We start from the raw sequence: 25944 nt of genomic DNA on the forward strand, positions 1-25944 counted from the left end.
GTGGAGAAATACATTGCTGCCTACAACACGGGAGCGCAACCTTTCGTTTGGAAGAAACGCGAAGTCGTTGGCAGCCAGATCAAAAATACAATCTCTAACTTATGCAATTAGACACTAGCGGGTTTTGTTGTGATATGTTGCGGGCAATTGTCCCATCTGTGTCCCGCAGGCATAAAAAAAGGGCTTGGTAATTACCTAAGCCCTTGAATTCCATGGTGGCGATGGGTGGGATCGAACCACCGACCTTGGGGTTATGAATCCCTGAAAGACGGCATTTATTAGCGTTGATTGACATTCCCATTACCTATATATATTTCATAAAAACAATGATTTAAAGGGTTTTTCAAAAAATAGACTATTCCCCAATATTGACAAATATTCCCGAAATCTGGTTACATGGGGGTTACATGAGAAACCATGTAACCTTTTGGGGTAGCTCGGGAAATGTCAAAAATCAAATTTACGGCAGGCCGAATAAACGGGTTCGCCTGCCCTGAAAATAAGCAGCAAGTTTTTTTGTGGGATAGCGAATCTCCGGGCTTGGCTTTACGCGTCACTCCGGGTTCGAAATCCTATGTCTATCAGGGCAAACTCAACGGTAAAGCCATCAGGATAACAATCGGCGACGTTAAGACGTGGAGCATTAAAGACGCGCAAGCGGAAGCGCGTCGTCTGCAAACCTTGATCGACGCCGGCCACGATCCGAGACAGGTAAAGGCCGAGAAGATCGCGCACGCCGAAGCCGCCAAAGAAACCGCCAAAACCGACGCCCTCCGCAACAGCGTCACGGTGCAAACGGCATGGGATGAATATATCCGCGAAAACCGGCATGCCTGGAGCGACCACCACATAAAAGATCATGCTAAAGCGTCGTCAGCCCCAGGACAGCCCAAAAAACGCGGTAGCGGCGTTACCGTGCAGGGCGTTTTGTTTCCGTTGTTGCAAATGCGCCTGTCCGACATTAACGCCGATGTGCTGCTGCCGTGGTTGTCCCGTGAGAGCAAGACCCGCGCGACCGTCACCAAAAACGGATATATTCTGTTTCGGGCGTTCTGGCATTGGTGCGCCGAGCATAAGACCTACAAAAATGTGATCGACGCCGACGCCCTGACCAAACAGGTTAAAAAATCCGTTCCCAAAGCCGGCACCAAAAAAACGGACCTTCTCCATAAAGGCCAGCTAAAAGACTGGTTTGCAGCCGTGCGCAACCTGAGCAACCCAATTGTATCCGCCTACTTGCAAGGCCTGATATTGACCGGCGCCCGCCGTGAAGAGCTGGCCGGGCTGAAATGGGACGACATCGATTTTAAATTGGGCGCCATGTGGATCAAAGACAAGGTCGAAGCCGAAGGCCGCATGATTCCTTTAACACCTTATTTACGCAGCCTGATCGTGCAACTGCCACGGCGTAATCAATGGGTATTCTCAAGCCCCACAGCCGCCGACGGCAAACTGGCGGAGCCAAGGAAAGGACATATCCGCGCATTAGCCGCGGCAGGACTGGAACACGTCACCGTGCACGGTTTACGCCGCACATTTGCCAGCCTGGCCGAATGGGTGGAAATGCCGGTAGGCGTAGTCGCTCAAATCATGGGGCATCGGCCAAACGCCACCGCCGAGCGCCATTACAAGAGCCGGCCGCTCGAATTGCTAGCCATCTGGCACGGCAAATATGAGGCATGGATATTGGAACAGGCCGGCGTCGAATTTGCGCAAGCTGAACAGGCGCATGGCTTGCGGGTCGTTAAGTAATTACCACTCCCCTTGACAGCAATATGCCTTAATATAAATTAATCGTTACGCCGTCCAAATAAAACCCTTACGAGACCACCTCCATGCAAACCCTACACATCAGCGACCAAGCCGCCGAACAACTTAACCTTATGGCTGCAAAAGAGCACATTTCGAGCCGCGATTTGATCGAGCGCTTGATCGTAAAACATCGACAAGAATTGGAAGCGCGAGCCACCGAGCAAGAACGGCAACAATCATTAAAGGCGTTCTTCGCGCCATACCGTAAAGACCTTGGCGACTTTAAGTTCGACCGGGACGAAGCCAATGCCCGGTGAGTTCATCGATACCAACGTCGTGATTTACAGCCTGGCCAACGATGCCAAACAGGACCAAGCCATTGCGTTGCTGGCACGGCGTCCGGTCATATCGGTGCAAGTGCTGAGCGAAACCGCCAACATCATGCGGCGCAAATTGGGATTCGACGCCGCCGCGATCAGTGCGGTCGTCAATCGCCTAAGCCATGAATGCGGATCGGTTCAGCCGCTTACCCTGGACACGCTTCACGCAGCCTTGGGCATTGCCGAGCGGTACGGCTTTTCGCATTACGACAGCTTGATCGTGGCGGCCGCACTGCTTGCCGGTTGCGATACCCTGTTTTCCGAAGACATGCAGCACGGCCAAGCAATCGACAACCGGCTTGTGATCGTCAATCCGTTTTTGTAGCAACCGATTTTGCCAAGCCTAGGATGGCCCCCGAAAACCGGTTTCCTTCACCGGCTGGCTTGGCAATTCTCTTGAAGGATGACGCTTTGAAGGAGGCGTTTCGTGGATTTATTGCACGATCGATTGTACTACCGCCCATCTGAACTGGCGAACCGATGGAATGTTTCAATCGATTTTCTAATGCAACTAGGATTGACCAATCAACTTAAATTTAAAGCCGAGGTCGATTGGTACTATCCAGCAACACAAACCATATATAGAGGCAGTCACGTCAACGTAGATTACGAAGAGCTGGCAAATATTTATTATGCCCCCACCTCTTTTGATGTTGAGGCTTATGCTGGTAAAGCTCAAAACCCGCCCGGAGTGCTTCCCGGAGATCCCTGCATCATTACTTATTACCCTGGACTAGATAGGTTATTAATTGATGCCGCTGAAGTTAATGACTATGAAAAATGCCACCAGGAAAGCCTTCATCAATCCACGGTTGCCGAATCGTTGGATAATTGGTCGAATGATGACGAGTTCGAACGGCTCGAACCATCACATCAACTCGTACCAGGCACAAGCATAGAACCCATACCTGGAAAACTTGATAAACCTCTAAACAATGATAAAGAATTACTTCAGCCGATACTCAAACGAGCAAAGATTAAGCGCTTACCTGAAAAGCTAGGATTAAATGATATTTCTACCTTAATGTTTCATCATCGGCGTGAAAAAGAAGGTGTTTTTTCTTGGTCAATGATGCAATTTAATTTTGTCCGCTGGATAATGAATCAAATAGAAGGCGGACAAATCCCTATTGAAGGGTATACAAGCAGGGCATTAGTCTGTCTTGGACCTTCCGTATTAGAACCAATCATTCACAAAGACGAAATTTATACCTGCTTGCAAATACTGGATTTATTACCTCTTGAAGAAGGGTGTTTATTGGCTAATTGGTGGCAGGATGAAGCAAAGAAGGACAAAAAACTTCCAAAAACCAATACGGCACCCTCAATTGCTGAAACAGGACTTGTATATCAAGACAGAGAGGAAGACTTTGATAACTGGCGCAACCATACCGGCATCGCTCTCGATGTGTTAAAGGTCGAAGAAATCCTTCAGCAAGTCCGTCAGTGGTCAAAAAATAAAAAACTTTGGAATATAAAGGGATCGGCATTCAGGCGGGCTTTCTGGCAACCATACAGCCAAAAGCACAGCATCCAAAAGAAAGGTGGGCGACGATCGAAAAATAGAATATAGGGGATTTAAAAAAATTCCTTTTTTTGCACCCAGAAAAATCGCCAGAAATAATATAGGGGAATATAGGGAAATGTAGGAGGCCCATAAGTTACCTAATTTTTTATTTTTTCAAAAAAAATAACATAGGAATCTCTTTCAATATTGTGAGATTCCTTAATGAGCAATTATTATCCCCCGCTGGAGCAAGTAACCAGCCCAACGGTCCCCACCGACCAAGCGGCTTTTTATTTGAACCGCAAACCGCAGACATTGCGTAAACACGCTTGCCTGGAAAACGGTCCACTTCGCCCTATCCGCATCAACGGCCGCTTGGCCTGGCCAGTCGCTAGCATCAGAGCTCTAGTAGCCGGAGGGACGCAATGAGCCTGCTGCCCGACGACACAACCAAACCCAGCCGCTTACACCGCCGCCGAAAGAAAAAATGGCGCGTTCAAAGTTTGACAGCGATTCCCCCGGCGGTTATGATTCGCTCGCACTCGCAAAAAACGAGTGTCGGGATTGAGACCCCGCACATAGGCCACCAAAGGCCACTATCAAACGTGGTTTTTTTATGCTCACCGAAAACACAGGCGGCATTGTGCCGTTTGGTATCTGTTATGGCGAGCTGTATTGGGCAACTCCGCAAGGGGTTGGCCGGTTCCTATGCCGGTAGTCTCAACCCGATACAGCCCGCCACCCAGCGATTGAGACCAAAGGGCGGCGGTTTATTCCTCTCCATAGGAGCCACCGCAATGCAAAACAACACCCAAAAACCCATTGCTTCGGGTAAATTTACCCCCAAACAAGCCCACTTCGACCTGTTCAAATACGCGGGCTGCGTCAAAACGCTGATTTGCCGCGATTTGTCATCGGTTCAAGCTGCATCGCTGCTGCCCGAGCTATCCGGCGTCTACCGCCTGCACTTCACCGGCATGATGGAGGGCTAAGGCAATGCAAATCAATACCCAAAAACCCACCCAACAACCGGAAGCCGTTAACGACTTCCTTCGGCAAATTCGTGATTTGGAAATCGAGCGCCAAGCCGTCACCAAGGCCGGCATTCCCGCCTTATTCCGCCTTGCTGAAATCGCCGAAGGCGACACCGGCCAAGCGGCAACCGTGCGCCGTTTCCTGCTGGGGCTGTACAACGGTTATCGGTTTCCATTCAACCTGATCACGCTGCGGGGCTTGGACAAAGCCTTATTCGATGACTGCCTGGCCGTCCTGAAACTGGACGCCCGCGCGACCCGTCAGGAAGTCCATCACTACATCGACAACGGCGGCGAGCTGTTCGAGCACTGGGCGCAGGGAGTCGAGCAATGAGTATTCCATCGAACCAAGCTCAACCCGAGCAAATCACCAATCTGTTCAAACACCGGATGCCCATCGGTCAGGATGGACGATTCTTTAACCTGGAAGATACCGTCAGGCCAAGCTTGCAGCGAGCGGCCGCGATTGCGGACTTGATCGAGGTGGCTTGCGAAGTCGCCGATATTTGCAGCTTCGAAAATGATACGCTGTGGCGAGCCACGCAGGTCATCCGCTACGAAATCAGGGACGCCGAGGCGCTGATCGAGGCTTATATCGAAGAAACTCGCTCAAGCGATCAGGCAGAGAAGGATGGTGCGAAATGAGCAAAATGGGGATAATTAACACATCTAACGCAGTGAGCAATCTTTTTGAGTTGGCCGCCGACCACATGGAGCCAAACCAGCTACAGTGGTTCGCCCGGTTAACCGAATTCGCGCAACTGGAGGCTGAAAATATCAGTGCCACGCTGAGTACATTGGCGACTATGCGCGGAAACGATGAAAACGGATGGATGGGGGATGGAGATGTCGAGAAGATCCTGTATAGCACTTCCTACCAGGTCGCCACCCTTGCGGCCTTGATCGAAATTGCAGACAGCGCACGATCGCGGCTAGATAACCCCGATTACTACGCGACGATAAAAAAATCGAAAGAGGACACGGTCCAAAGCGCCGCCGAGCAATTTGTTCCGACAACGAATTGGGCCAACTATATCCTTGATGCTTGCGGCAACCGATACCGCTTCATCGACAAAGCCACTCAGGAAATTTTACTGCAATTCGCGGCGGCTTCAGATGCCGAAGCCGAAGAGATTTGCACGGATTTTCTGCGGCGGCGCGGTATGCAGGCCAAAAAGAAGAAACCCGACTAATAAATTAGCCGGGTTTCGTGCGATCCATCCGCAATGATGAGTGCCTATTGTAACAATGGGCAGGGTGGATTGCACGCTCCGGCAAAGGAGTTATGCCATGACAACCTGTATTTTCGACCGAGCCCGCGAAGCGTGCGAGCGGGCCGGCATTGAGTATAAATCCGTGCCGCTCGATGGCGAGTGGCACCAGGCCGACCTGACCGACGATCCGCGCGGCCGGGGCGATGGCCGCATCAAACTGTTTCCGGACGGCCAAGGCGGGATCGTCTGGAACCACAAGACCGGGGAGAAACAAAACTTCTTCCTCGATCGCCAATCCGCCAAACCGATCAGCCCCGAAGAGCGCGCCCGGGTCAAGGCTGAACAGGAGCGCCGCCAACAAGAACGGCAGGAACGGCAAAACCGGACCGCCCGCCGCGCCCGCGCCATTTGGGCAACCTCTAAACCGGCTACGCTCGATCATCCTTATCTTGCCAAAAAGCAGATCCAGCCGCATAGCGCCCGCCTAACGACCTGGCAGCGAAGTTACCAGGACAAAAGCGGCAAGCACAAGCTCACCGTCGAGAACGCGCTGATTCTGCCCTTGGTCGACGCCGCCGGCCGCATCCGTAACCTTCAAGCCATCTTCCCGATCGAATCCCTGGAACTGGGGCGCGGCAAGGATTTTTTGCCGTTTGGTGAAACGTCCGGGCTGTTTTGGTGGATTGGTTCGGAGAAAACTGATCCGGTCTTGATCGCCGAAGGCTTCGCCACGGCAGCCACGCTGCACGAAGAGACCGGCTACCGGGTTTATATCGCATTCACGGCCGGCAATTTGCTGGCCGTGGGCCTTATCGTCCGCAAGCATTTACCGGCCGTCAAAATCATCTTTGCCGCCGACAACGATAAAACGCCTGGCAATCCGGGCCTTACCAAAGCCAACGAAGCGGCCCTGGCCGTCGATGGCTTTGTTGCCTCTCCGCCGATCGCTGGCGACTTCAACGATTACGCCCTCGCCTTGCAGGATGCTCACCCATGACGAAAAAAACAGGAAAGCCGGTTTTGGAACTGGTCAATAACTCTACCAAACCGAAATCGACTAAAACCGGCAGCGGGGGCGGATCGGGCGGCGCAGGCAAAAGCGCCGAACAGCGTTTCGGCGATTACGCCATTATCGGCGGCGCCTTCCACCAAATCAAAGCCGTCAGGACAGGGCCGGACGGGCAAGGCTTTGTCGAAATCCCGCTGTGTGATTTCGTCTGCAAGATTGCCGAAGAAGTCACCCATGACGATGGCTTGCACGATCAAGCCTTTTTGCGTATCGAAGGACGGCGCAAGGATGGACTGACCCTGCCTTTGGTCGACGTGCCGGCCACCAAGTTTTATTCGACTCAAGCCAATTGGGTTAATGAGGCCTACGGCACGCTGGCGTTCGTTTTTCCCGGCGCTTCCAAGCGGGATAACCTGCGCGCCGCGATCCATTTGTATTCGACGCTGGCAGGCGATGTGCCGCGCCGGCATGTGTTCAAGTTTACCGGGTGGAAACAGTGCGACAACGACTGGCAGTATTTGACCGGCTCGGGCGCGATCAGTGCCGAAGGGTTACGCCAAGATGTGCAGGTGGAACTCGGGCAAGGCCACATGAGCCGCTATCGCTTACCCGCACCGATCGAGGCCGAGGCCATCAAAGCGGCGGCGGGGCTGGTTTCGGATTTACTGGCGATTTGCCCCGGCAAGCCGCAGATCGGCGCGGCCTTACTGGCCGCCGTGGCTCGCGCCCCCTTGGGCGAATGCCTGCCGATCGATTTCGCCATATTCATTCACGGCATGACCGGCGCGAAAAAATCCGCAATCACCGCCATTCCGCTCGCTTTCTTCGGCGATTTCAACGCGCGCCGTTTCCCGGCCAATTTTACCGACACCGATAACGATATCGAGGTGAAAGCGTTTCAGGCTAAGGACGGGATATTTGTCGTCGACGACTTCAAGCCTTCGGTCAACCAGTCAGAAGCGGCCAAGCTGCACGCGAAAGCGGAACGTTTGATCCGAAACACCGGCAACCAGGCAGGACGGGGCAGGCGCGGCGCTGAACTGCAAGCGAAAGCCGCGCCGTATAACCGCTCAATGACATTCATTACCGGCGAAGATTTACCCAAAGGCCAAAGCCTGTTGGGGCGCCTGTTGATTCTAGAGCTAACCCGTGTCGATGTGGATTGCGAAACGCTCACGCGCCTTCAACAGACGGCCGAGTCTGGCCGATTATCTGGCTTGATGGCCGCTTATCTGCAATGGCTGGCCCCGCGTATGGATACGCTGAAAAAGGAGTTTCCGGAAAAGGTCGTCAGCCTGCGCAATTTCGCCTTGCAGGGCGGTTACGCTTCCTCTCATCCCCGCGCCCCCGAGATTTTCGCCAATTTGGTAGCCGGGTCTGCTGTCTTTGCCGAGTTTCTGGAAGCGGCCGGCGCGATCGACAGCGAACAGGCCGGCGCGCTGGTCGAGTCCGTCGAATCCGGATTGATGCAGGCATTCAATGAGCAAGGCGACTACCAAGCCGATCAGGACGAAACCGAGCGGTTTCTGGATTTGCTCCGCGCCTTATTCGCCAGAGGCAATGCGCACATTGCCTGCCGGCTGAACCAGGGGCCGCCGCCGTCACGGCCGCATACGTGGGGCTGGCGCGAAGTCAGCGATCCGATCGGCGGCAAAGATTACCGGCCGATGGGCAACTGCATCGGCTGGTACGACGACAAAGCCGGGGAAGTCTGGCTGCAACAGGACAGCACTTACGCCGAGGTTCAGCGCCTGGCCAAGCAACAAGGGGACGCCGTATTGTTGTCTCCGACCAGCCTTTGGCGGCGACTGTATGAGAAAGGCTACATCACCCAGACCGAGCGAGACCCCAAAAGCAGCCGGCCGCGCTTGCGCGTGAAGAAGATTATCGCCGGCAGCAATCAGCGTGTAATGGTCTTATCCGCCGATACGATCGAGGCTTGATAAAAATATGAAGGGGGTTATCTATAAATTATTCGGGAAACTCGGGAAAGAATAGCTATAACCCTTGTATAGCAAGGCTTAACGTTTCCCGAGTCGGTCTTTTTTCTCGGGAAAGATTCCCGAAAAGTCGGGAAAGTTTTAAAGGCTCGGATTACCTCAAGCTGAGGAAACCCCGTTATGAATTCGGGAAAACCGGGAAATTTCCCCGAGATTTTGGGCGAGTCGGGAAACCGCAAAGCCGCGCCGTGTCTGGTTTTGAGGCCACTTTTCCCGAATTTCCCGAATTTCCCGAGCTTTTGAAACAGGAGGGGGAATAATATTTTTTATTCGTAGGGATGGGTCCTTCCTGACTTTCTCCCGAGAGGGTAAGAAGAGCCCCGATTTGTAGGTAGGCAGTGGCTCCAAAAGTTACTAAACCATTGGTTTTCAATTGACGGCTAACTTCTCAATCGGACTTTTTTCGATCAATTTAGACAATTTTTTCAGTAGGTTAAGTATGAGACGAGGAACAAAGGCGGATTTAGCCCGTGAGCTGGGCATCAGCCGTTCTGCGGTATCCCAAGCATTCAAGAAGCACGCCATCCAGTTGAGCACCGACGGCAAGTTCGATTTGGACTACGCCGCCTGGCTGTTGCGCGAAAAACAGGACGCCGCCAAGAGCAAGGCGCAGCGATCGGCCAACAAGCAATTACCGGGACTCAAGAATCCCCGGTTCAAGCGCGAAGTCGTCAGGCTATTGCAGCCGGTATGGGACGAAGCCTTCAGGGCGGTAATCCGGGAAGCCGTGAGCGGCGCGGAGAATGAAGAGGATTGGGCCTATATCGAAGATTATTTGGCCGTATTCATGCTGGTATGGGACGCCTTCCACGAAATTTGCGACCGCGAGTTTCCGTCCGACATGGGCGACTTTCCGTTCCTAAAGCCGGCGTGTATCGATTTCGACTTCACGGTCATTCATCCGCGCGACCAGATCACGACGATCATGCAGGGCGACGACGGCGTAACCGATGCGGGGCGCGGGAAAATCGACTATTCGGCGATGCCGCTGGAAGAACTGGAGCCGTTGGTTTTCGGCACTGATGACGCACTGGATATCCTTGCTTTCGACCTGGAGGCCGATAGCGATCTATCAGACGATCAACAAACACTTAGACCCAAATCATGAAGCTGACACCCACCGAACGGCGCAAGGTCAAATTATCGCTTGAACTGCAAAAACCCTTGCCGCCTGACCTGGCGCAAGTTGTATTGGTCGAGCTGGGTCTGGCCTACGGTCGCACCGGAAAACAAAGCCTGGCCTACCAAGACGCCTTAACTCGGCGGAACCAATACATTCTTGCCGCGTTCGAGGCCTTGCCGGGCCGCCCCTGGCCGCGTTGCGGCGAATTAGTCAACCGGATTACCTCCGGGCGATTGGGCGACGACAAGGCCGGGCAATGCCTTAAACAAGCCGAATCGCTCGGTGCCAAAATGCCGTCGTCGCTCAAGATGCTGGCAAAAATTTGCGGACTTTCGGCTAGGAAAAATTAACGGCATCGATTGCCTATTTTTGTCACGGTCCCTATGTCACCCTATAGCACAACCCGTCGTATCCAAGCGAGAAGATAACCATGCAACAGCCACCATCCGAAAGCGAACGCTTGGCCGAAGAAATAGAAGGCCAAAAATTGCGCGCGGCCTTCCAGGCGGACATCAACCAACGCGCCGCGCAAACCAGTGGCACCCAAAAAGAAGCCATTCCTTTGTTGTTGGAAGCCTATCCCTTATTAAGAAACTGGCAACGCAGCTTCATCGACAAGGCGTCGCTTTATGCCTCACGCAGCGATATGAAAAAGCGCTACAGCGCCCGCCAGATAACGGCCTATGCCGCCGCTGAAACGCTGATGCCGCTGCTTGATATGCAGCCCAAGGAGTTTCACGGGCTATTTGTGATGTGCTGCCTTGCCGCCGGAACAGCCCTACCCACCAAACCCAAGAAATAGGATCGGAAATGAAATTCAACCAAGCCAAATGGGGGGCGATACAGCAGCGCCGCGCCGCCCTTCACCAAATCTACCGCGCAGTGAATGAGGATTGGTTCCATGCGCGCGACGAGTACGCCCGGCAACTGGCGCAATTTTCCCGCAATTATCCGGACTGCCGACAGGCCCTGGAGATCATCAAACTAGACTGGCGAGCGCTGTCGGCGGCCGAGATCGGCGCCAAACTGGAGCAACTGCGCACCGCCTGGCCGAAAGCTTGTGCCGCGTTCAATGTGTCGGAAGGCTTTTTCGGCAAGCACGCCTTGATCGAACTGTACGAGGCGATGCTGACGCACCGCAAATTGACCGACGCCCGAGACCAAGCCGCCCGAAATAAAAACGAGTTCGGCGCTTGCTTCAATGTGCTGAACGACTTCGCCGAAAAGCACGGACAAGGCGATCCCACCCGTTATCACGTCGCGCCCGACCGGGCATCACTGGATGGAGGTTATTGATGGACGCCAAGAAAATCAAAGACACGCTCGAAAAGAGCCGTAACCAAGCCCTGAAACAGCTTCATGATCTGCGCGACGAACTCAACGGCATTGATGATGAAATCCACTGGATCGACCATGCGCCGCTGCCGCTGGATGATGCGCTGGCGGCCATCGATCGCTTTATCACACTGCACGCGGATGGCAGCAGCCGGGCTAAGGCCTTTTTTTACCAAACTCCCTTGCAGGGCTTGGGGCCTTTTGATGCGACGGTTCAGATCGACTGTGAATCTACCGTCATCGAGAACGGTCGGATTTTCGGCGGTGCCGGGGCGGCGCACCTGGCCGGCGTGTTGATTCCGTTGATCGGATCAAGCACGGTGCAGCGCCTGTTGCACGACATGGCCCGCCGCGAAGCCGAACACATCGAATCCGGCCCGCCCCTGGCCGAACGGCAGGAACTGAAAGCCAGCCTGCAACAGCGCAAATACGCGCTGGAGGTCGAGGAAGAGACGCTGATTTGTTCGGCCGAAGCGCTGGGCATGGACGGCTTTTATCGGCGCAGCGACGTAAACCCCGAAGTTGTGCTAATGATGGAGGTCAGCGATGCTGACAGATAAACTCTATGCGATGCCGCGCTTGCACCTGGAAACCCTATTCAGGACCGAGGCCAAGCTGGCCGCGCTGGAGACGCCCACGACGCCGCCGGCAACAGCCAATACCGAAGGCAACACCGCCGTCATTCCGGTAAACGGCGTGCTGTTTCCACGTGCGAACATCTTTACCCTGTTCGGCTTTGGAACCGCATTGACCGACATTCAAGCGCAGATCAACAAGGCCGTCACGAATCAGGCGGTTAAAAAGATCGTCTTCGCTTTCGATTCGCCTGGCGGCAGTGTTACCGGCATTCACGAGCAGGCCAACACGATCAAGGCTATCAACAAACCCACGGTGGCCTATGTCGGCGGCATGGCCGCGAGCGCGGCCTATTGGCTGGCGGCCGCCTGCGATCAGATCGTCACCGACGCGACCGGAGAAATGGGCAGTATCGGCATTGTAGGCGTGTATCAGCTCGGCAGCGATAAAAACACGCTCGAAATCGTCAGCAGCCATGCACCCGATAAGCGGCCGGACGGCACCACGCCCGAGGGCAAGCGCGTATTGCAAACGCAAATTGACGACCTGGAAGCTATTTTCATTCAATCGTTGGTCGGCTTGCGGCCTGCATTGACCGAAGACAAGATCAAGGCCTTACGCGGCGGCATCGAGATCGGCGCCAAAGCGGTCAAGTTCGGCCTAGCCGACGGCTTGGGCAGCTTGCAGGGCGTCTTGAGCGGCGCACCGCTCAATCAGCCCGACAGCCAGCAAACAGCAGCCCAGGACAAAGGAGACTGGGGTAAAGCGTTTTCGCTGGCGACCGGCAGAACATCCCAGGCCGCGCAAGCCCCCGCGCAAAACACCGATCATACCGGCTGGGGCTCCGCCTTCGCCAAGGCGCGCGGATCGAGATAACCGAATTTGGCGCGACATGCAGGCGCCAGATAGCTCCTATGACTGCATGGTTTTTGAAAATGATGGGGGAGCCGGGCCTTGTGCCCGGCTTTTCCCGTTGTATAAACGGTTTTGTTATCAGTGCCGGCCAGGACATAGTCGAGCCAGTCGGTTTCTTGCGGCCGTAATCACTCGTCACCGCAACAATGAGGCGTAGAGTCCGCCAAGAGTAGCAACGCACTCCAAAAGCCGGGGCAACCCGGCTTTTTTGTGGCTGCGCCGGCAGGCCGGCCACCGAACCACGCGCCATAACGGGCGTCCAGCAAGAGTACGGGATGCTGGGATGTGCTGCGTTTAGGAAACGAGCCTATATCAAGAAATAGCCAGCCTGTAAGCCTTGGGTCTCAAGCCTTATAAGAAATTGGCACGGAATCCAGCTAGAGTTTTTATTATTTCCTAATATGAAACGGCGTATCGAGCCGGACGCGGGGTTCAAACAAACCGATTACTGCATAGATTTGAAAAGGATGAACCAGACTGCGCTCAGTAAGTTACACGTTGAAAAACGGTTACATGAGGGTTACATGAATTACGCAGAAAATAAAAAAGGGCTTACGATTTCTCGTAAGCCCTTGAATTCTTTGGTGGCGATGGGTGGGATCGAACCACCGACCTTGGGGTTATGAATCCCACGCTCTAACCGGCTGAGCTACATCGCCTTCTTGAGATGTTCAAAAAAGAAGCGGAATTATAAATATGCCGCGAGGGTTTGTCAAACATTGAAGCGGAAATGCACGACATCGCCATCCTTGACGATATAGTCCTTGCCTTCCAAACGCCATTTGCCGGCATCTTTCGCACCTTGTTCGCCCTTGTTCGCAATGAAGTCTTCGTAGGCGATCACTTCGGCGCGGATGAAGCCGCGTTCGAAATCGCTGTGAATCACGCCGGCGGCTTGCGGGGCGGTCGCGCCGATCGAAATGGTCCAGGCGCGGACTTCCTTTACGCCGGCGGTAAAGTAGGTCGCCAAATTTAATAATTTATAACCGGCGCGGACCACGCGGTTCAGGCCCGGCTCTTCAAGGCCCAGGTCATCCAGAAATTCCTGTTTTTCTTCGTCATCGAGCAAGGCGATTTCGGCCTCGATCGCCGCACAAATCGGGACGACCGTCGCGCCTTCCTTGTCGGCAAAAGCCTGCACTTTGTCGAGCAAAGGATTGTTCTCGAAGCCGTCATCCTGCACATTTGCGATGTACATGGTCGGCTTGATCGTTAACAGGCAAAGCTCCTTGACCAGTGCATTTTCGTCTTCAGACAGCCCCAGCGTGCGCGCCGGCTGGCCTGCATCGAGATGTTGATAGATTTTTTCGAGCACCTGTTTTTTCGCCACTTCATCCTTGTTTCCGGATTTGGATGCTTTCGCGGCCCGTGTCAGCGCTTTTTCGACGGTTGCCATATCGGCTAGAGCTAGCTCGGTGTTAATCACCTCGATATCCGAGACCGGATCAACTTTGCCGGCGACATGCACGACATTTTCGTCATGAAAACAGCGCACTACATGCGCGATTGCATCGGTTTCGCGAATGTTGCCGAGAAACTGGTTACCCAGGCCTTCTCCTTTCGATGCGCCGGCGACGAGGCCCGCGATATCGACGAACTCGATTGTGGTCGGCAAAACGCGTTCAGGTTTGACAATTTCGGCGAGTTTATCCATACGGCTGTCGGGCACCGGCACCACGCCGACATTCGGGTCGATCGTGCAGAACGGATAATTTTCGGCCGCGATTTTGGCCCGGGTCAGCGCGTTAAACAGGGTCGATTTGCCGACATTCGGCAGGCCGACGATTCCACAATACAATGCCATAGGGTGCTATTTTTCGAATCAGAGAGGGTATTTAAGGGGGGCAATTATACAGGCAATCGGCTATTCAAGTAGCCGAGATTTTCAGTTTCACGATTAATTGGCGAAACTCATGCTCGGGCATTGCATCATTCACGATCAACAGCGTTTTTTTGCGAGTGCCTTGCGGCTGGAAATGCAGCCAGATCGCAAACGGCGTCACGACAGTCGATGGAAGTAACTGGACCGGTTCGTCATTGACATGCAAGCCCGAGCCATCATGGAAACGAATCGCATCATGTCGAGCATCAATCTCTCTAACGGCAAGGTACAGATGCACGGGCAGCACCAACCCCAGTAGAATTTTTCCGGGCCAGGGCAGCGCGCTGATCAGGCAGGCGCTCAACGCCAGCCCGTGTGCTGCGACCAGCGCATATTTCAAACGCATGGACGGTTCGACTAAAAACTGGGCGGGCTTGGCGAGATGATGATTCGACACAACTCACTTCTTATCGGATTGATTCAAATTGACAGGCGCAGGCAGCATAAAATCTCACGCGTGCATTGACTTGTGATGTGGGAAGATACCAAAATAAACGACCCTGAAACTTTTTATCCTATCAATTTTCAAACGCTTGAATACATTCCAGAATACACCAAATTCACCTTTTTAGAGTAGATCAACGATGTCAACAGCATGGGCAGGCGGCACGGACGCCATACTGGAAAGAATGGAGCAAATGACCACTCTTTTTATCGAAGAGCAGCGAAAAACGATGTATGCGGGCGAATCGGCCACGCATTGCGAAGAATGCGGCGAGCCGATACCGGAAAGCCGCCGCCTCGCGATTCCCTGTAAATATTGTCTGGCCTGCCAGACCGAACTCGAAAAGCATTCCAGGTAAACGCCAGCGCAACATGCAACCTAACCGGCGTCCTGCGCCTTACTCTCAACTCCCCGGTCCCAAAGGCCTGCCGCTGTTAGGCAATCTCTTGCAAATCGATTTGCACAAGCTGCATTTGATTCTGGAGGAATGGGCCGACATTTACGGCGGCATTTATCAATTCAGGCTGGCCAACAAGCCGGTCGTGGCGATCAGCGATACCGAGCTGATCCAGCAGATTTTGCGCGACCGCCCGCGAACGTATCGCCGGATCAGTGCGATCGAACGCATCACGAAAGAACTCGGCACGCACGGCGTTTTTGCGGCCGAGGGCGAACAATGGCAGCGGCATCGGACCTTGACAATGCAGGCGTTCCGGCCGGACAATCTGCGGCGCTTCTTCCCTACCCTCCATGGCATCACCGAACGGCTGCACAACCGCTGGTGCGCAGCGGCTGGCCAGGCTATCGATTTGCGCCAGGACTGGATGCGCTTTACGGTGGATGTGACCACGCAATTTGCGTTCGGCTATGACATCAATCTGCTCGAAAGTGAAAGCGCCGAATTTCAGCAACATCTGGAGTGCCAGCTTCCTGTGTTCAACCGCTGGGCGAACTCGCCGTTTCCGTATTGGCATTTTGTCAAACTGCCCAGCGACCGCGCTATGGAAAAGTCGCTTGTCGCGATCAAGGAAACGATCAACGGATTCGTGCGGCAGACCCGACAGCGCCTCGCAGAACAGCCTGCAACCGGCCTGCAACCAGCAAATTTCCTCGAAACCTTGCTGCTGGCGCGGGACGACGACGGCGCCGGTTTGTCCGACGAGGAAATTCAAGGCAATATCATCACGGTTCTGCTGGCCGGCGAAGACACTACTGCCCACACCCTATCCTGGCTGTTGCATCTGATCGGCGAGCATCCTGAAGTCCAAAAGCAAATGCAGCAGGAAGCCGATTCGGTTTTAGGTTCGGAAACGCTGCCGCCCGACATCGGCACACTCGAAAAATTGCCATATATCGAAGCCGTCGCTCAGGAAACCCTGCGCTTAAAAAACGTCGCGCCGATGCTGTATCTGGAACCCGTAATGGATGTCGAACTGAACGGATTCACCATTCCGCAAGGCGTTACGCTGATGCTATTGAACCGCCATGGCGCTCTGCAGGAACAAAACTTTAACGACGCTCGCGCATTCATCCCCGAACGCTGGCTTGCCGCCCATCCTGCTTGTCCGCATAACCGCAGCGCGTTCATTCCTTTCGGTGCAGGCCCGCGCTTTTGCCCGGGACGCAATCTGGCGATGCTCGAAATCAAAATGGCGATCGCGATGGTATGCCGGAATTTTACGGTGACTGGCGTAGAAACCGGACAGCCGGTTCGGGAGGTTTTTTCGTTTACGATGATGCCGGAGAATTTGAAGATTCGGTTTGATCGAAGATAATTCCGCTATCGCGTAAAGAAATCAGTTTTTGATAAACGGCCAAGTCGGCCGCCGAGAAACAGCAGAAAATAACTTCCTCGATCGTGTGCAAACGCGATACTGCCGCCATAACCGTCTGGTAAGCCACTTGTGCGGCCAAATCGACCGGATAGCCGTAAACGCCGGTGCTGATGGCAGGAAACGCCAGACTGCGAATCTGATGTTGGGCGGCAATCTCCAGCGCGCGCCGGTAACACGACGCCAGTAATTCGGGTTCATTCCGCGCACCGCCATGCCAAACCGGGCCGACCGTGTGAATCACATAACGGGCCGGCAAGCGGTACCCTTGAGTCAACTTCGCATCGCCAACCCCGCATCCGCCCAGCATGCGGCATTCGCGCAACAATTCCGGTCCCGCCGCGCGATGGATCGCGCCGTCAACGCCGCCCCCGCCCAGCAGGGTGGTATTAGCCGCATTGACGATCGCATCGACCGCCAGTGTGGTGATGTCGGCCTGTTTAGCGATCAGTTTTGCAGCCATCAGTGATACCCTCCAAATAAAAAGGTCAGCAAGACCAACTCTCCCCTCGTCGGTATGAAAATAGGGTTGCCGTGAATAGGTAACGCGCCGTTACCAGCCGCCGCCCAAATCATAGATCGCATCCATCACTAATCCGGTGCCGATCGCAATCATCAAAATATCGGATGCAACCCGCACAAAACGGTAGCCCGGAGGCGGATATCCCAGTCCCATCACTACGGGTGCGGGAACATCGTAAAAAATGACATTGCGCGGCAAAGGCCGGCCGATAGCCCATCTTCTTGCCTGTCCGGGCGGCATGCAGCCGTTGTGTTTCTTTGCCAGACCCGGAGGGCAACGGCCACCGCCGCGGTATTCGTCATAATAATAGTTGTAAACGATCGTACGCTGCTGATCGCCGAAGTACCGCCCGCCGCTATAGCGTTGCGGGTTTCTATCCTCGTAGCGCCGATCATAACGACGATCCGCATGCTCTCCGTCGCGGCGGTCCCGATAGCGGGAATCGCCGCTCCAATCACGCCGATCATAATCCCTATCGCGCTGCCCTCTGTCCGGATAATAACGCCTATCCGGCCGGTGCTCGTCTTGCAGATTCTGTGCGCCGGGATGATTGCCGGCCCATGACGGCTTGTCCGCGAATGCCGGACTTGCCGCCAACACCGAAGCGATGACGACTAACGAGAGGCATTTTGTTTGAAAATCCGATGAAGCCATGACGTGTCTCCCCATTATGGATATGGATCATTGATCCGGTAGAACCGGCCGCAGCAATCACTTCTGCAAAGTTAATGTATGACGGCCTGTTTTGCATCTAAGTTTAAGCATAAAACGAGTCGATGAATATCCGCTTAATAGACGCGTTTGTATAATTTTGGCTTCCCTGTCGACACACGAAACATTACGCTTCTTCAACGGCTGCCGGATCAATTATCCTCATCGGGAATTTGCGCGCGGAATTCTTCGGACAACAACATTTGCCCACCAACCGTCACGACTTCTTCTCCGGGTTTCAGAGCGTCCCGGACAAAATAGCCTCCGGCCAGCGGGTTATAATCCGCGAGCAAACGCCGGCTGAAGGTAGCTTGGCCGGTTTTGACGTAGACGAACGCCTGATCCAGCGACCAGATTAACGCGGAGCCGGGTATCGTGACTCCGTCTTCCCGCGCGCCGACTTCCGGCAGCCACACGCTGACTGTCATGCCGGGTCTGATTCGCTTCCCGCCGGCACGGAAAAAATAACTCGGCCCCTGCACGGTCTGATCGATTTGCGGCGCAGGCGAAATATAAACAGCTTTATCAGCCTTGCCGCGATTACCTTCGGGGTCGACAAAAACCCCCACATCGGGCGCCGGCAACTCCTTGCCGACCGGCAACGTGACCAACAGCAAGGTCTCCCTCCCTGATACGAAATCGCTCAACCGGTCCCTATCGGTCGCAAACGCCCATTCGGCAAGCTCTGTTCCCCAGGTTACTCTGGCGTCTTCGAGCACCGCATCGCTTTGCGCGCGCCGCGCCTCGAGCTGTGCCTTGTCGGTCTGCCAGAGCGATTGCTGTTCTTGCACGATCCGTTTCGAAGAAACCCCATGCCGGTATAATTCTTCGGTACGCCGGATGCTCTGACCGGATTGTGTCAATCTTGCATTAGCACTCTTTTGTTCGGATAACGCGACCCGGTATTGGCTTCGGATCGCCACCAGCGGCTGGATATTGATCGCCTTGCCATAGGCGGCGAACTCCGGCTGATACGCGCTCGCATGCACGGTAATGATCTGCAGTCCGGCCAGTTTTTGTTTCTGCACATCAAGTTCGACAACCGGAAGGCCGGCTTCTGCCGCCTTCACCGGCTCCGCGTCTCCGTCACCCTCGGAGGCCGATAGCGGAGCGTCGAGAGAAAACAGCGCGGCAATGATCAGAAACAGGCGGAAAACGGAAACAAACATCGAGCAACGATTGGATTGAAAACAAGATTCATAGCATAGCCGGTATGCTGCCGGGCGTAAACCGGAAGGCATGCCTGACAACTCTCTCCGAACGGGTTTGAACAGGCGAGTCAAATTCGGGTTACAATGCGATGACAAACTGATCGCTGCGGAAAGCAGCATGTCCCCCTACCGAAAAAGGAGCGTTTCCCGTGCTTTACACCCCAGAAATCGTCGATGAACTGAACGTGCTCGCCCGTTACAATCTAACCACCACGCTGGAAGGCATCAAGGTTCATAAAAACGCCGACTCCAACGTGATTGCGGCGACCCAGCGCCTGTTTCATAAAGGTCTGTTGACTCAAGAAGACGGCGGCTATCTGACCGCGCTCGGCCGCGAAACCGCGGAACAGGCGCAGGCGGTGCTGGATATTCTGACGGCGGATTGATAGATCGTCTCTTAGCGCAAAAGGGGTGTTTATACAGAGCATCCCAAATTTACGTCGATAATTTCAAATACAAACCGCCAATGACCGATAGTCCCTCACCAGCATCGCCAAGCCCGATCGCCTTGGTTCCGGTCGATCCCGCGATCGAAAACTATATGCGCAGCCTACTCGGACGTACCGACAATCCCGTGCTGCACGAGATGGAAGCGTTGGCCGCCCGGAGAAATTTCCCGATCGTCGAGCGCCTGGTCGGGGTGTTTCTGGAATCCTTGGCCAAATCGATCAATGCAAAAAGCGTGTTTGAGTTCGGCAGCGGCTACGGCTATTCTGCCTACTGGTTTGCCAAGGCGCTCGGCCCCGAAGGCCGGGTCGTCTGCACCGACGGCGATCCGCATAACCGTGAACAGGCCGAACGCTTTTTGAATTCGGCGGGATTATGGGACCGGATCGACTTCCATACCGGCTTCGCGCAGGACATTTTCGCTCGCACCGATGACCTATTCGACATTTGCTATAACGATGTCGACAAAGGCGACTACCCGGAAGTCTGGCGTCTCGCCAAAGACCGCATCCGGCCCGGCGGACTCTACATCGCCGACAATGTGCTCTGGCATGGCCGCGTCGCAGTCGATCAGTTTACCGACGTCGCCCCCGGATGGACCGAAGCGATACGCGAACATAACGAATTAATATTCAACGATCCCGATTTCGATGCGTACATCAACCCGACACGGGACGGCGTGATCGTCGCGCGCAAATTGACCGCCTGAATCCTTATGCTGTCCCGTCTCGTCCTGTGCTTGCTGATACTGGCTTATACGCCGATCCTGCATGCGCACAAGGCCAGCGACAGCTATCTGACCTTGAAAACCGCAGGAGAACGCATCGACGGCCGCTGGGATATTGCGCTGCGCGATCTCGATTATGCGATTGGCCTGGACAGCGATGACAATGGCGAAATCACCTGGGGCGAGATGCGCAGCCGCCGCAATGCGGTTTTCGACTATGCGCGAAGTCACCTGAGCATTACCGGTGGCAACGTCCCCTGCCCTGTGCAACCCGGCGACTATCTGATCGACACCCATACCGACGGCGCCTATTCGGTACTGACGTTTACCGCCGCATGCGGCGCGGAATTGTCCAATATCACCGTCAACTATTCACTGCTGTTCGATCTCGACCCGCAACACCGGGGCCTTTTGCGCGTCGAATACGGGCAGGCGACGCATACGACGGTACTGAGCCCCACCCATGACAGCCAACAAATCGAACTGTCCGACGTCAAACCTGGCGCCGCATTTTTACAATATCTGAAGGAAGGCGTCTGGCATATCTGGTTCGGCTACGACCATATTCTGTTTTTGTTGAGTCTATTGTTTCCGTCCGTGTTGATCCGCCTAAACCGGTCTTGGCTGCCGGCCGAAGGGTTCCATCCGGTATTGATCGAAGTCATCAAGATCGTAACCGCTTTCACTGTTGCGCATTCGTTGACGCTGTCTCTCGCGACGCTCGGCGTGATTGAGTTGCCGTCACGTTGGGTCGAATCGGCGATCGCCGCCTCGGTTGTTCTCGCGGCACTGAATAATGTGTATCCGTTGATCAGCAAGAAACTGTGGCTGGTCGCATTCGGTTTCGGGCTAATCCACGGCCTCGGCTTCGCGAACGTGCTGAAAGACCTGGGTCTCCCGAAAGACATGCTGATCCTGGCCCTATTGGCTTTCAACCTCGGCGTGGAAGCCGGACAACTCGCGATCGTCTCGGTGTTTTTGCCCGCCGCATTTTTCTTGCGGCGAAGTTGGGGCTACCGGCGGCTCTTGGTTGATGCCGGCTCGGTGCTGATTGCGATGGTCGCGCTGGTCTGGCTCGCGGAGCGGTCGCTGAACACCCAACTCGTCGATTGGGAGCTTTTGTTCAAATGACCGACTGGAGTATGTCCGATAAATGAAACGCAAAATTGTTGTCGCGATCTCGGTCATCCTGCCCTGCCATACGGCCTTTGCAGCGCCCTATCAGCCCGGTAATGACGCCCAAATACTCGAGCGCCTGCCGGCCGCATCCAGATTCGAAAACCAGGAACTCCGCCAACTGCGCAAGCAAATGGCGGCCGGTCCCGCCCGGACCGAACTCGCGGTCGATCTGGCCGAGCGCTATATCGCGCGCGGCAAAGCCGATGCAGACCCTCGCTATTACGGTTATGCCGAAGGCCTGCTGAAAAGCTGGCAACAGATACAGGAGCCACCGCCGAAAGTCCTGCTGCTCAGCGCGCTGATCAAACAGCACCGGCACGACTTCGGCGGCGCGCTTCAGGATCTTGACAGCCTGCTGCGGCGGCAACCGGAAAATGCACAAGGCTGGCTGACTCGCGCTATCATCCTGCTCGTGCAGGCCCGCTATGCCGAAGCGCTACAAAGCTGCGCCCCGCTGATCGACCTCGACGATGCGTTGCTAGCCGGCACCTGTCTGGCTCAAGTCAACAGCCTGATCGGGCACGCGCAAAAGAGTTATGATTTTTTGCAGGAGGCATTGGCCGATCAATCGGCAGCCAACGCCGAACAACGGCAATGGACCTTGACCGTACTGGCCGATATCGCCGCTCGTCTGGGAAAAATCCTTGATGCGGAAAAGCATTTTTCCGAAGCCATAGGCATCGAGCATCCGAATATTTATCTCTTCGGCGCCTATGCGGATTTTTTGCTCGATCAACATCAGCCCGAAAAAGTGTTGGCGCTGTTGCAGGACAAAAGCCGGATCGATGCGTTGTTCTTACGCATCGCGCTAGCCAAACAGCAACTGGCGGCAAGTGATCTCGATCAAGTAACCGAGGAATTGGAAGCACGCTTTGCGGCAAGCCGGATGCGCGGCGAAAATCTGCATCAGGGCGACGAAGCGCGCTTCACGCTACATTTATTGAACAAACCCGGGGAGGCCTTGCGGTTGGCCGAAGCCAACTGGCAAGCGCAGCGCGAACCCAAAGATGCGCGCATTTTGCTGGCAGCCGCGGTGGCCGCACATGCCGCCGAAGCCGCAAAGCCCGTGCTCGACCTGTTGAGCGCGACCGGGATGGAACATCCGCAATTACGACAATTGGCCGCGCAAATCAGGCAAATGCAGCGGTAAAGGACTGTATCAGGGCAGCGCGTGACGGGATATTGATCCCGTCGCCAGCTTTATCCAACCCGATCACGCATGTTGATGCTTGCAGCAGCGCTTGCGGCACCGAATCACGAGCCAGGCGATGACGCCGAGAAGGATCAATCCCGGAATCACCACAAACTTCAGAATATAAGGCCAGCAGGATGGCGGCGGCGTTTGCGGCCGCGCCGGCCACGGTTCGGCCAGATACGGAAACTCGCTCATGAACGGTTTATCGTTGACGGTCAAACGCGGCCATTGCTTGGTGTCGATGAACGCATTTTCCTGCAATGGGCAGTCGCCTTGATTACAGGTCAGCAAGGCCACATCGTCGGTCAAGCGCCGGCCGTTCGGAAAGCCCGGGGGGAAACGGTTCGTGTAAACCATCACATCCGGCACCATATCGTAATGGCGGATCAGCAAACCGCTCAACTGATTCAATTGCGCCAGCGCGGGAATACAGGCCGCGAAAAAATCCTGCAATTTCTTTCTGGAGACCGCCTTTTCCTTGATCAACGCGACATGCTGATTCGGATGCACCGTATTCAAGATGTCGAAGCGGCCCAGTTGCGTCCGGTTCGAGCGGCCGACATGGTCGATCTGCTTGCCGTCCTTGACGCTCTTCGATGTTCCCCACAACAGAAAATCCTGCTGGTTTGGCGGAAACGAGGCTTTCGGAATCTTCATCGCCATCGTGACCACGTTCACATTGAAGAAGCGTGGAAAAATAAACGGATCGTCGCGAACTCCAGTGTAAAACACGATACTTTCAGGGTTCTTCAGGCCTTTGACGGTCTTGTCTTTCAGCGAGGCGTCATCATTCAGATGAATCGTCACACTCGCGTCGGCTTCGATCGTCTCGGGATTCACGATCGTGCCGCCGTAACGCGCCCGGTCTTCTTCATTATCGAACTTGAGCTTGCTGTGCAGATCGAAATTGACCGTATATTCGTAAGGCGCGAAATTGTAAGGCGGCGCCGCGGTCAGGGCGCGTCTGACATTGAAGAAGACGATCATGTTGTCGCCTTCCGGAAAAAAGAACAATCCGGTGATATTCGGTTCCTGCGTGTTCGGATCAAGACTGATCGGGTCCGCATGATCCGATGCCATAGATCTTAAAGGCAACAGCGCCAACAGCGAAAGCAATAAGAGACGCGCGTATAACATAACCCCCCCTTTTTTTATTAAACATTTGTTTTGGAGACTGCATGCGTCCGCGGTAGCTTAATACGAGGTGCTTTGTTAAGCGATGATTGCGCTGATTAGCGGCTATGATGGGGCGCATAACGCGCCATCATATACCCCTTCGAGTAATGATACAAGCCTCTAGCTGATTGATCTCGAATCTCAGCAACATGTTCAATCAATCTAAATTCGTCCAGTGCAATAGACCTGTAGCATTCCTGCCGACATGGCCACGGACTCGCGAAGAGATTCCGAAAAATGACGCGCTTCAATTTTTTGGCCAAACCCAGTATCCAATTGCAGCGATGAACAATCACCCTGGCCTCGCTGGAGCCAAGGCTTTCAGGCTCTTGAGCAGCAGATGGGCGAAGTGATTAATCGGCATCAAATGGCCGCTGTTACGCAACCAAGGAAAACACCATAAGATCGGGCCTTTAGGGTGCGAATTCGGAGCGCCCAAGTGCATTCTTCTCGGCTCTGGCGAAAAGATTTTAGCTTATCCGGCGACGTTTAAGCCCTTGGCTTGACCGCAACCGGATACACCGGGTTACAATCTGACTCCCTTCAGTCAAGTTACTAAACGAGCCATGGCCAAACCCGTTACTCCTCTGCTTGCCGCCGACACGATCATCGCGCTGATCGATTTGCCCGAGCGCCCTTTCGTATTGATCGAGCGCGCGTTTCCACCCTACGGCTGGGCGATACCGGGCGGCTTTGTCGATGTCGACGAAACGGTCGAGCACGCCGCGATTCGCGAAGCGAAGGAAGAAGTCGGACTCGACGTGCGTCTGATCGCGCTCTTGGGTATTTATTCCGACCCGAAACGCGATGCCCGCGGACATACGGTCACCGCCTGTTATGTAGCCGAAGCACACGGCATGCCCAAAGCGGCTGACGATGCGAAGAACTGCGGCATTTTCACGTTTGCGAATCTGCCTGAAGCATTGGCGTTCGATCATGCCGAGGTGCTGGCCGATTACAGGAATTTTTTGACGAGCGGCAAGGTCGCGCCGTTAAGCATGTAGTCTTTTTCAGCCAGAGATTTATATTTTTTGACAAAAATGAGTCTGTCAAATCGATACGAACGAAGTGGATTTCGGCTATCGCGTAATCGATGCCGACGGGGTGAGTTTGAGGGTCAGACAGTCACGGCCACGTCCCTAAAGCTGTAAGAGGAGCGAATAGGTAAAGACTTAGGCGTATTCGAAAATCTTAATTCGCCAAGGATCCGGGCAAAAAAGAATAATGCGTCATGCCTTGCGCTTAATAAATTTCCGGCAATGTGCCGAGTCGGTTGTAGCAAGACAAGACGCCTAGAGGCTCTGACCGGTAACGTTCGGTCAATAGGATCGGCAGAGCTAACTTTTTGCGAGCAAAATGCCGGTAGATGATTATTTTATCTTTCGGGTTCCGGTTTCCCGGGTTAGGTTAAGCGTTGAGTCTCTCTTAACCGTGGGTTCTGCGGCTCAGAAACATATTCGTGTAAATTGCGGCCGAGGCGAAAAAGATATTAGAAAAGATGAATTCGCCCGAAATAAAGCCCGCAATCCCGGTGATGAACATGAGGCCGATGATGATGTCGCGTTTCGCATTTGACATGGTGTTTACTCCTAAGATGTAGTTGATAACAAATGAAAATTTCACATCTACAGTATAGGGACGCTATCTGGTGTTTACAATATTGAAATCAGTTAATTAATAGTTTCTTTATTATTAACAATAGCTGCCGCAATCCATTCCCTGTCCACCTTAGTTTGAGCGGCCCCGTCCCCAAATAGTCGCTCTCACACGC

30 protein-coding genes, 1 tRNA gene and 1 pseudogene are annotated in these 25944 nt (G+C 54.3%); 24 read left to right on the forward strand and 8 right to left on the reverse strand.

Going from position 1 to position 25944, the window contains the following annotated elements; translation table 11 throughout:
* From U2W12_RS02870 to U2W12_RS02950, 17 genes and pseudogenes are all read left to right on the forward strand, one after another.
* Positions 1-111 (forward strand): annotated as a pseudogene (locus U2W12_RS02870) (IS630 family transposase); the annotation flags it as partial.
* A 333-nt stretch (positions 112-444) separates the two neighbouring features.
* A complete protein-coding gene (locus U2W12_RS02875; RefSeq protein ID WP_326499167.1) occupies positions 445-1752 on the forward strand; it encodes an integrase family protein in 1308 nt (435 codons plus the stop codon).
* 83 nt (positions 1753-1835) lie between these two features.
* Positions 1836-2069, forward strand: a complete 234-nt coding sequence (locus tag U2W12_RS02880) for a ribbon-helix-helix protein, CopG family (protein WP_326499168.1) — start codon at positions 1836-1838, stop codon at positions 2067-2069.
* Complete coding sequence (locus tag U2W12_RS02885; protein WP_326499169.1) at positions 2059-2457, forward strand: PIN domain-containing protein; 399 nt, start codon at positions 2059-2061, stop codon at positions 2455-2457. The genes U2W12_RS02880 and U2W12_RS02885 overlap by 11 nt, the downstream gene beginning before the upstream one ends.
* A gap of 102 nt (positions 2458-2559) precedes the next feature.
* Positions 2560-3705: a hypothetical protein gene (locus U2W12_RS02890; protein ID WP_326499170.1), complete on the forward strand. Its 1146-nt coding sequence runs from the start codon at positions 2560-2562 to the stop codon at positions 3703-3705.
* Positions 3706-4064: 359 nt separating this feature from the next.
* The gene (locus U2W12_RS02895; RefSeq protein ID WP_326499171.1) at positions 4065-4631 is read left to right on the forward strand and encodes a hypothetical protein; all 567 of its coding nucleotides are present in this window, start codon (positions 4065-4067) and stop codon (positions 4629-4631) included.
* A gap of 4 nt (positions 4632-4635) precedes the next feature.
* Entirely contained in the window at positions 4636-5007 is a 372-nt protein-coding gene (locus U2W12_RS02900) for a hypothetical protein (protein ID WP_326499172.1), read from the forward strand.
* Complete coding sequence (locus U2W12_RS02905) at positions 5004-5318, forward strand: hypothetical protein (protein WP_326499173.1); 315 nt, start codon at positions 5004-5006, stop codon at positions 5316-5318. The genes U2W12_RS02900 and U2W12_RS02905 overlap by 4 nt, the downstream gene beginning before the upstream one ends.
* A gap of 32 nt (positions 5319-5350) precedes the next feature.
* Positions 5351-5866, forward strand: a complete 516-nt coding sequence (locus U2W12_RS02910) for a hypothetical protein (RefSeq protein WP_326499174.1) — start codon at positions 5351-5353, stop codon at positions 5864-5866.
* 97 nt (positions 5867-5963) lie between these two features.
* Positions 5964-6884 (forward strand): toprim domain-containing protein, encoded by a 921-nt coding sequence (locus U2W12_RS02915; protein WP_326499175.1) that lies wholly within the window; start codon positions 5964-5966, stop codon positions 6882-6884.
* Positions 6881-8839, forward strand: a complete 1959-nt coding sequence (locus U2W12_RS02920; protein WP_326499176.1) for a cell wall-binding protein — start codon at positions 6881-6883, stop codon at positions 8837-8839. The genes U2W12_RS02915 and U2W12_RS02920 overlap by 4 nt, the downstream gene beginning before the upstream one ends.
* A gap of 496 nt (positions 8840-9335) precedes the next feature.
* The gene (locus U2W12_RS02925; RefSeq protein WP_326499177.1) at positions 9336-10004 is read left to right on the forward strand and encodes a hypothetical protein; all 669 of its coding nucleotides are present in this window, start codon (positions 9336-9338) and stop codon (positions 10002-10004) included.
* Positions 10001-10369, forward strand: coding sequence for a hypothetical protein (locus U2W12_RS02930; RefSeq protein WP_326499178.1), 369 nt, complete (start codon positions 10001-10003; stop codon positions 10367-10369). The genes U2W12_RS02925 and U2W12_RS02930 overlap by 4 nt, the downstream gene beginning before the upstream one ends.
* Before the next feature lie 80 nt (positions 10370-10449).
* Positions 10450-10821: a hypothetical protein gene (locus U2W12_RS02935; RefSeq protein ID WP_326499179.1), complete on the forward strand. Its 372-nt coding sequence runs from the start codon at positions 10450-10452 to the stop codon at positions 10819-10821.
* Positions 10822-10829: 8 nt separating this feature from the next.
* On the forward strand, positions 10830-11315 hold the full coding sequence (locus tag U2W12_RS02940; RefSeq protein WP_326499180.1) for a hypothetical protein: 486 nt from the start codon (positions 10830-10832) through the stop codon (positions 11313-11315).
* Positions 11315-11914, forward strand: coding sequence for a hypothetical protein (locus U2W12_RS02945; protein ID WP_326499181.1), 600 nt, complete (start codon positions 11315-11317; stop codon positions 11912-11914). The genes U2W12_RS02940 and U2W12_RS02945 overlap by 1 nt, the downstream gene beginning before the upstream one ends.
* Positions 11901-12806 (forward strand): S49 family peptidase, encoded by a 906-nt coding sequence (locus U2W12_RS02950; RefSeq protein WP_326499182.1) that lies wholly within the window; start codon positions 11901-11903, stop codon positions 12804-12806. The genes U2W12_RS02945 and U2W12_RS02950 overlap by 14 nt, the downstream gene beginning before the upstream one ends.
* Positions 12807-13427: 621 nt before the next feature.
* Here the strand turns inward: U2W12_RS02950 and U2W12_RS02955 are convergent.
* From U2W12_RS02955 to U2W12_RS02965, 3 genes are all read right to left on the reverse strand, one after another.
* Positions 13428-13504 (reverse strand) — tRNA-Met (locus tag U2W12_RS02955).
* A gap of 53 nt (positions 13505-13557) precedes the next feature.
* Entirely contained in the window at positions 13558-14649 is a 1092-nt protein-coding gene (ychF, locus tag U2W12_RS02960) for a redox-regulated ATPase YchF (protein WP_326499183.1), read from the reverse strand.
* A gap of 64 nt (positions 14650-14713) precedes the next feature.
* Positions 14714-15124: a protein YgfX gene (locus U2W12_RS02965; RefSeq protein ID WP_326499184.1), complete on the reverse strand. Its 411-nt coding sequence runs from the start codon at positions 15122-15124 to the stop codon at positions 14714-14716.
* A gap of 187 nt (positions 15125-15311) precedes the next feature.
* Here U2W12_RS02965 and U2W12_RS02970 point away from each other — a divergent pair, with 187 nt between their 5' ends.
* Entirely contained in the window at positions 15312-15530 is a 219-nt protein-coding gene (locus U2W12_RS02970; RefSeq protein ID WP_326499185.1) for a TraR/DksA C4-type zinc finger protein, read from the forward strand.
* A gap of 13 nt (positions 15531-15543) precedes the next feature.
* On the forward strand, positions 15544-16947 hold the full coding sequence (locus U2W12_RS02975; RefSeq protein ID WP_326499186.1) for a cytochrome P450: 1404 nt from the start codon (positions 15544-15546) through the stop codon (positions 16945-16947).
* On the opposite strand, the gene U2W12_RS02980 is transcribed toward U2W12_RS02975, so the two are convergent.
* From U2W12_RS02980 to U2W12_RS02990, 3 genes are all read right to left on the reverse strand, one after another.
* Positions 16901-17467: an O-acetyl-ADP-ribose deacetylase gene (locus U2W12_RS02980; protein ID WP_326499187.1), complete on the reverse strand. Its 567-nt coding sequence runs from the start codon at positions 17465-17467 to the stop codon at positions 16901-16903. The genes U2W12_RS02975 and U2W12_RS02980 overlap by 47 nt on opposite strands.
* Positions 17468-17557: 90 nt before the next feature.
* Entirely contained in the window at positions 17558-18181 is a 624-nt protein-coding gene (locus tag U2W12_RS02985; protein WP_326499188.1) for a hypothetical protein, read from the reverse strand.
* 209 nt (positions 18182-18390) lie between these two features.
* On the reverse strand, positions 18391-19407 hold the full coding sequence (locus U2W12_RS02990) for a hypothetical protein (protein WP_326499189.1): 1017 nt from the start codon (positions 19405-19407) through the stop codon (positions 18391-18393).
* Positions 19408-19598: 191 nt separating this feature from the next.
* Between U2W12_RS02990 and U2W12_RS02995 the strand changes: the two genes are divergently transcribed.
* The 4 genes from U2W12_RS02995 (at position 19599) to U2W12_RS03010 (ending at position 22952) form a co-directional block, all read left to right on the forward strand.
* Entirely contained in the window at positions 19599-19835 is a 237-nt protein-coding gene (locus U2W12_RS02995; RefSeq protein WP_326499190.1) for a TIGR02647 family protein, read from the forward strand.
* Positions 19836-19915: 80 nt separating this feature from the next.
* A complete protein-coding gene (locus tag U2W12_RS03000) occupies positions 19916-20605 on the forward strand; it encodes an O-methyltransferase (protein WP_326499191.1) in 690 nt (229 codons plus the stop codon).
* A gap of 6 nt (positions 20606-20611) precedes the next feature.
* Positions 20612-21754, forward strand: a complete 1143-nt coding sequence (locus U2W12_RS03005; protein ID WP_326499192.1) for a HupE/UreJ family protein — start codon at positions 20612-20614, stop codon at positions 21752-21754.
* 22 nt (positions 21755-21776) lie between these two features.
* Positions 21777-22952 (forward strand): hypothetical protein, encoded by a 1176-nt coding sequence (locus U2W12_RS03010; RefSeq protein ID WP_326499193.1) that lies wholly within the window; start codon positions 21777-21779, stop codon positions 22950-22952.
* 63 nt (positions 22953-23015) lie between these two features.
* On the opposite strand, the gene U2W12_RS03015 is transcribed toward U2W12_RS03010, so the two are convergent.
* Positions 23016-24134: a DUF4331 family protein gene (locus tag U2W12_RS03015; RefSeq protein WP_326499194.1), complete on the reverse strand. Its 1119-nt coding sequence runs from the start codon at positions 24132-24134 to the stop codon at positions 23016-23018.
* Positions 24135-24739: 605 nt separating this feature from the next.
* Here U2W12_RS03015 and U2W12_RS03020 point away from each other — a divergent pair.
* A complete protein-coding gene (locus U2W12_RS03020; RefSeq protein WP_326499195.1) occupies positions 24740-25177 on the forward strand; it encodes an NUDIX hydrolase in 438 nt (145 codons plus the stop codon).
* Between the two features lie 421 nt (positions 25178-25598).
* On the opposite strand, the gene U2W12_RS03025 is transcribed toward U2W12_RS03020, so the two are convergent.
* Positions 25599-25751 (reverse strand): hypothetical protein, encoded by a 153-nt coding sequence (locus U2W12_RS03025; RefSeq protein ID WP_326499196.1) that lies wholly within the window; start codon positions 25749-25751, stop codon positions 25599-25601.
* Between the last annotated feature and the right edge of the window lie 193 nt (positions 25752-25944).

Source organism: Methylomicrobium sp. Wu6 (assembly GCF_035916875.1).
GTDB lineage: Bacteria > Pseudomonadota > Gammaproteobacteria > Methylococcales > Methylomonadaceae > Methylomicrobium.

Bases quoted from the DNA above. Each gene is read 5' to 3' on its own strand.
- U2W12_RS02930 (WP_326499178.1), top strand. From the start codon at position 10,001: ATGAAGCTGACACCCACCGAACGGCGCAAGGTCAAATTATCGCTTGAA.
- ychF (WP_326499183.1), bottom strand. From the start codon at position 14,649: ATGGCATTGTATTGTGGAATCGTCGGCCTGCCGAATGTCGGCAAATCG.
- U2W12_RS02940 (WP_326499180.1), top strand. From the start codon at position 10,830: ATGAAATTCAACCAAGCCAAATGGGGGGCGATACAGCAGCGCCGCGCC.
- U2W12_RS02970 (WP_326499185.1), top strand. From the start codon at position 15,312: ATGTCAACAGCATGGGCAGGCGGCACGGACGCCATACTGGAAAGAATG.
- U2W12_RS02880 (WP_326499168.1), top strand. From the start codon at position 1,836: ATGCAAACCCTACACATCAGCGACCAAGCCGCCGAACAACTTAACCTT.
- U2W12_RS02990 (WP_326499189.1), bottom strand. From the start codon at position 19,407: ATGTTTGTTTCCGTTTTCCGCCTGTTTCTGATCATTGCCGCGCTGTTT.
- U2W12_RS02895 (WP_326499171.1), top strand. From the start codon at position 4,065: ATGAGCCTGCTGCCCGACGACACAACCAAACCCAGCCGCTTACACCGC.
- U2W12_RS02905 (WP_326499173.1), top strand. From the start codon at position 5,004: ATGAGTATTCCATCGAACCAAGCTCAACCCGAGCAAATCACCAATCTG.
- U2W12_RS02915 (WP_326499175.1), top strand. From the start codon at position 5,964: ATGACAACCTGTATTTTCGACCGAGCCCGCGAAGCGTGCGAGCGGGCC.
- U2W12_RS02935 (WP_326499179.1), top strand. From the start codon at position 10,450: ATGCAACAGCCACCATCCGAAAGCGAACGCTTGGCCGAAGAAATAGAA.
- U2W12_RS02875 (WP_326499167.1), top strand. From the start codon at position 445: ATGTCAAAAATCAAATTTACGGCAGGCCGAATAAACGGGTTCGCCTGC.
- U2W12_RS03015 (WP_326499194.1), bottom strand. From the start codon at position 24,134: ATGTTATACGCGCGTCTCTTATTGCTTTCGCTGTTGGCGCTGTTGCCT.
- U2W12_RS03020 (WP_326499195.1), top strand. From the start codon at position 24,740: ATGGCCAAACCCGTTACTCCTCTGCTTGCCGCCGACACGATCATCGCG.
- U2W12_RS02945 (WP_326499181.1), top strand. From the start codon at position 11,315: ATGGACGCCAAGAAAATCAAAGACACGCTCGAAAAGAGCCGTAACCAA.
- U2W12_RS02985 (WP_326499188.1), bottom strand. From the start codon at position 18,181: ATGGCTTCATCGGATTTTCAAACAAAATGCCTCTCGTTAGTCGTCATC.
- U2W12_RS03000 (WP_326499191.1), top strand. From the start codon at position 19,916: ATGACCGATAGTCCCTCACCAGCATCGCCAAGCCCGATCGCCTTGGTT.
- U2W12_RS02900 (WP_326499172.1), top strand. From the start codon at position 4,636: ATGCAAATCAATACCCAAAAACCCACCCAACAACCGGAAGCCGTTAAC.
- U2W12_RS02920 (WP_326499176.1), top strand. From the start codon at position 6,881: ATGACGAAAAAAACAGGAAAGCCGGTTTTGGAACTGGTCAATAACTCT.
- U2W12_RS03010 (WP_326499193.1), top strand. From the start codon at position 21,777: ATGAAACGCAAAATTGTTGTCGCGATCTCGGTCATCCTGCCCTGCCAT.
- U2W12_RS03025 (WP_326499196.1), bottom strand. From the start codon at position 25,751: ATGTCAAATGCGAAACGCGACATCATCATCGGCCTCATGTTCATCACC.
- U2W12_RS02980 (WP_326499187.1), bottom strand. From the start codon at position 17,467: ATGGCTGCAAAACTGATCGCTAAACAGGCCGACATCACCACACTGGCG.
- U2W12_RS02950 (WP_326499182.1), top strand. From the start codon at position 11,901: ATGCTGACAGATAAACTCTATGCGATGCCGCGCTTGCACCTGGAAACC.
- U2W12_RS02925 (WP_326499177.1), top strand. From the start codon at position 9,336: ATGAGACGAGGAACAAAGGCGGATTTAGCCCGTGAGCTGGGCATCAGC.
- U2W12_RS03005 (WP_326499192.1), top strand. From the start codon at position 20,612: ATGCTGTCCCGTCTCGTCCTGTGCTTGCTGATACTGGCTTATACGCCG.
- U2W12_RS02975 (WP_326499186.1), top strand. From the start codon at position 15,544: ATGCAACCTAACCGGCGTCCTGCGCCTTACTCTCAACTCCCCGGTCCC.
- U2W12_RS02885 (WP_326499169.1), top strand. From the start codon at position 2,059: ATGCCCGGTGAGTTCATCGATACCAACGTCGTGATTTACAGCCTGGCC.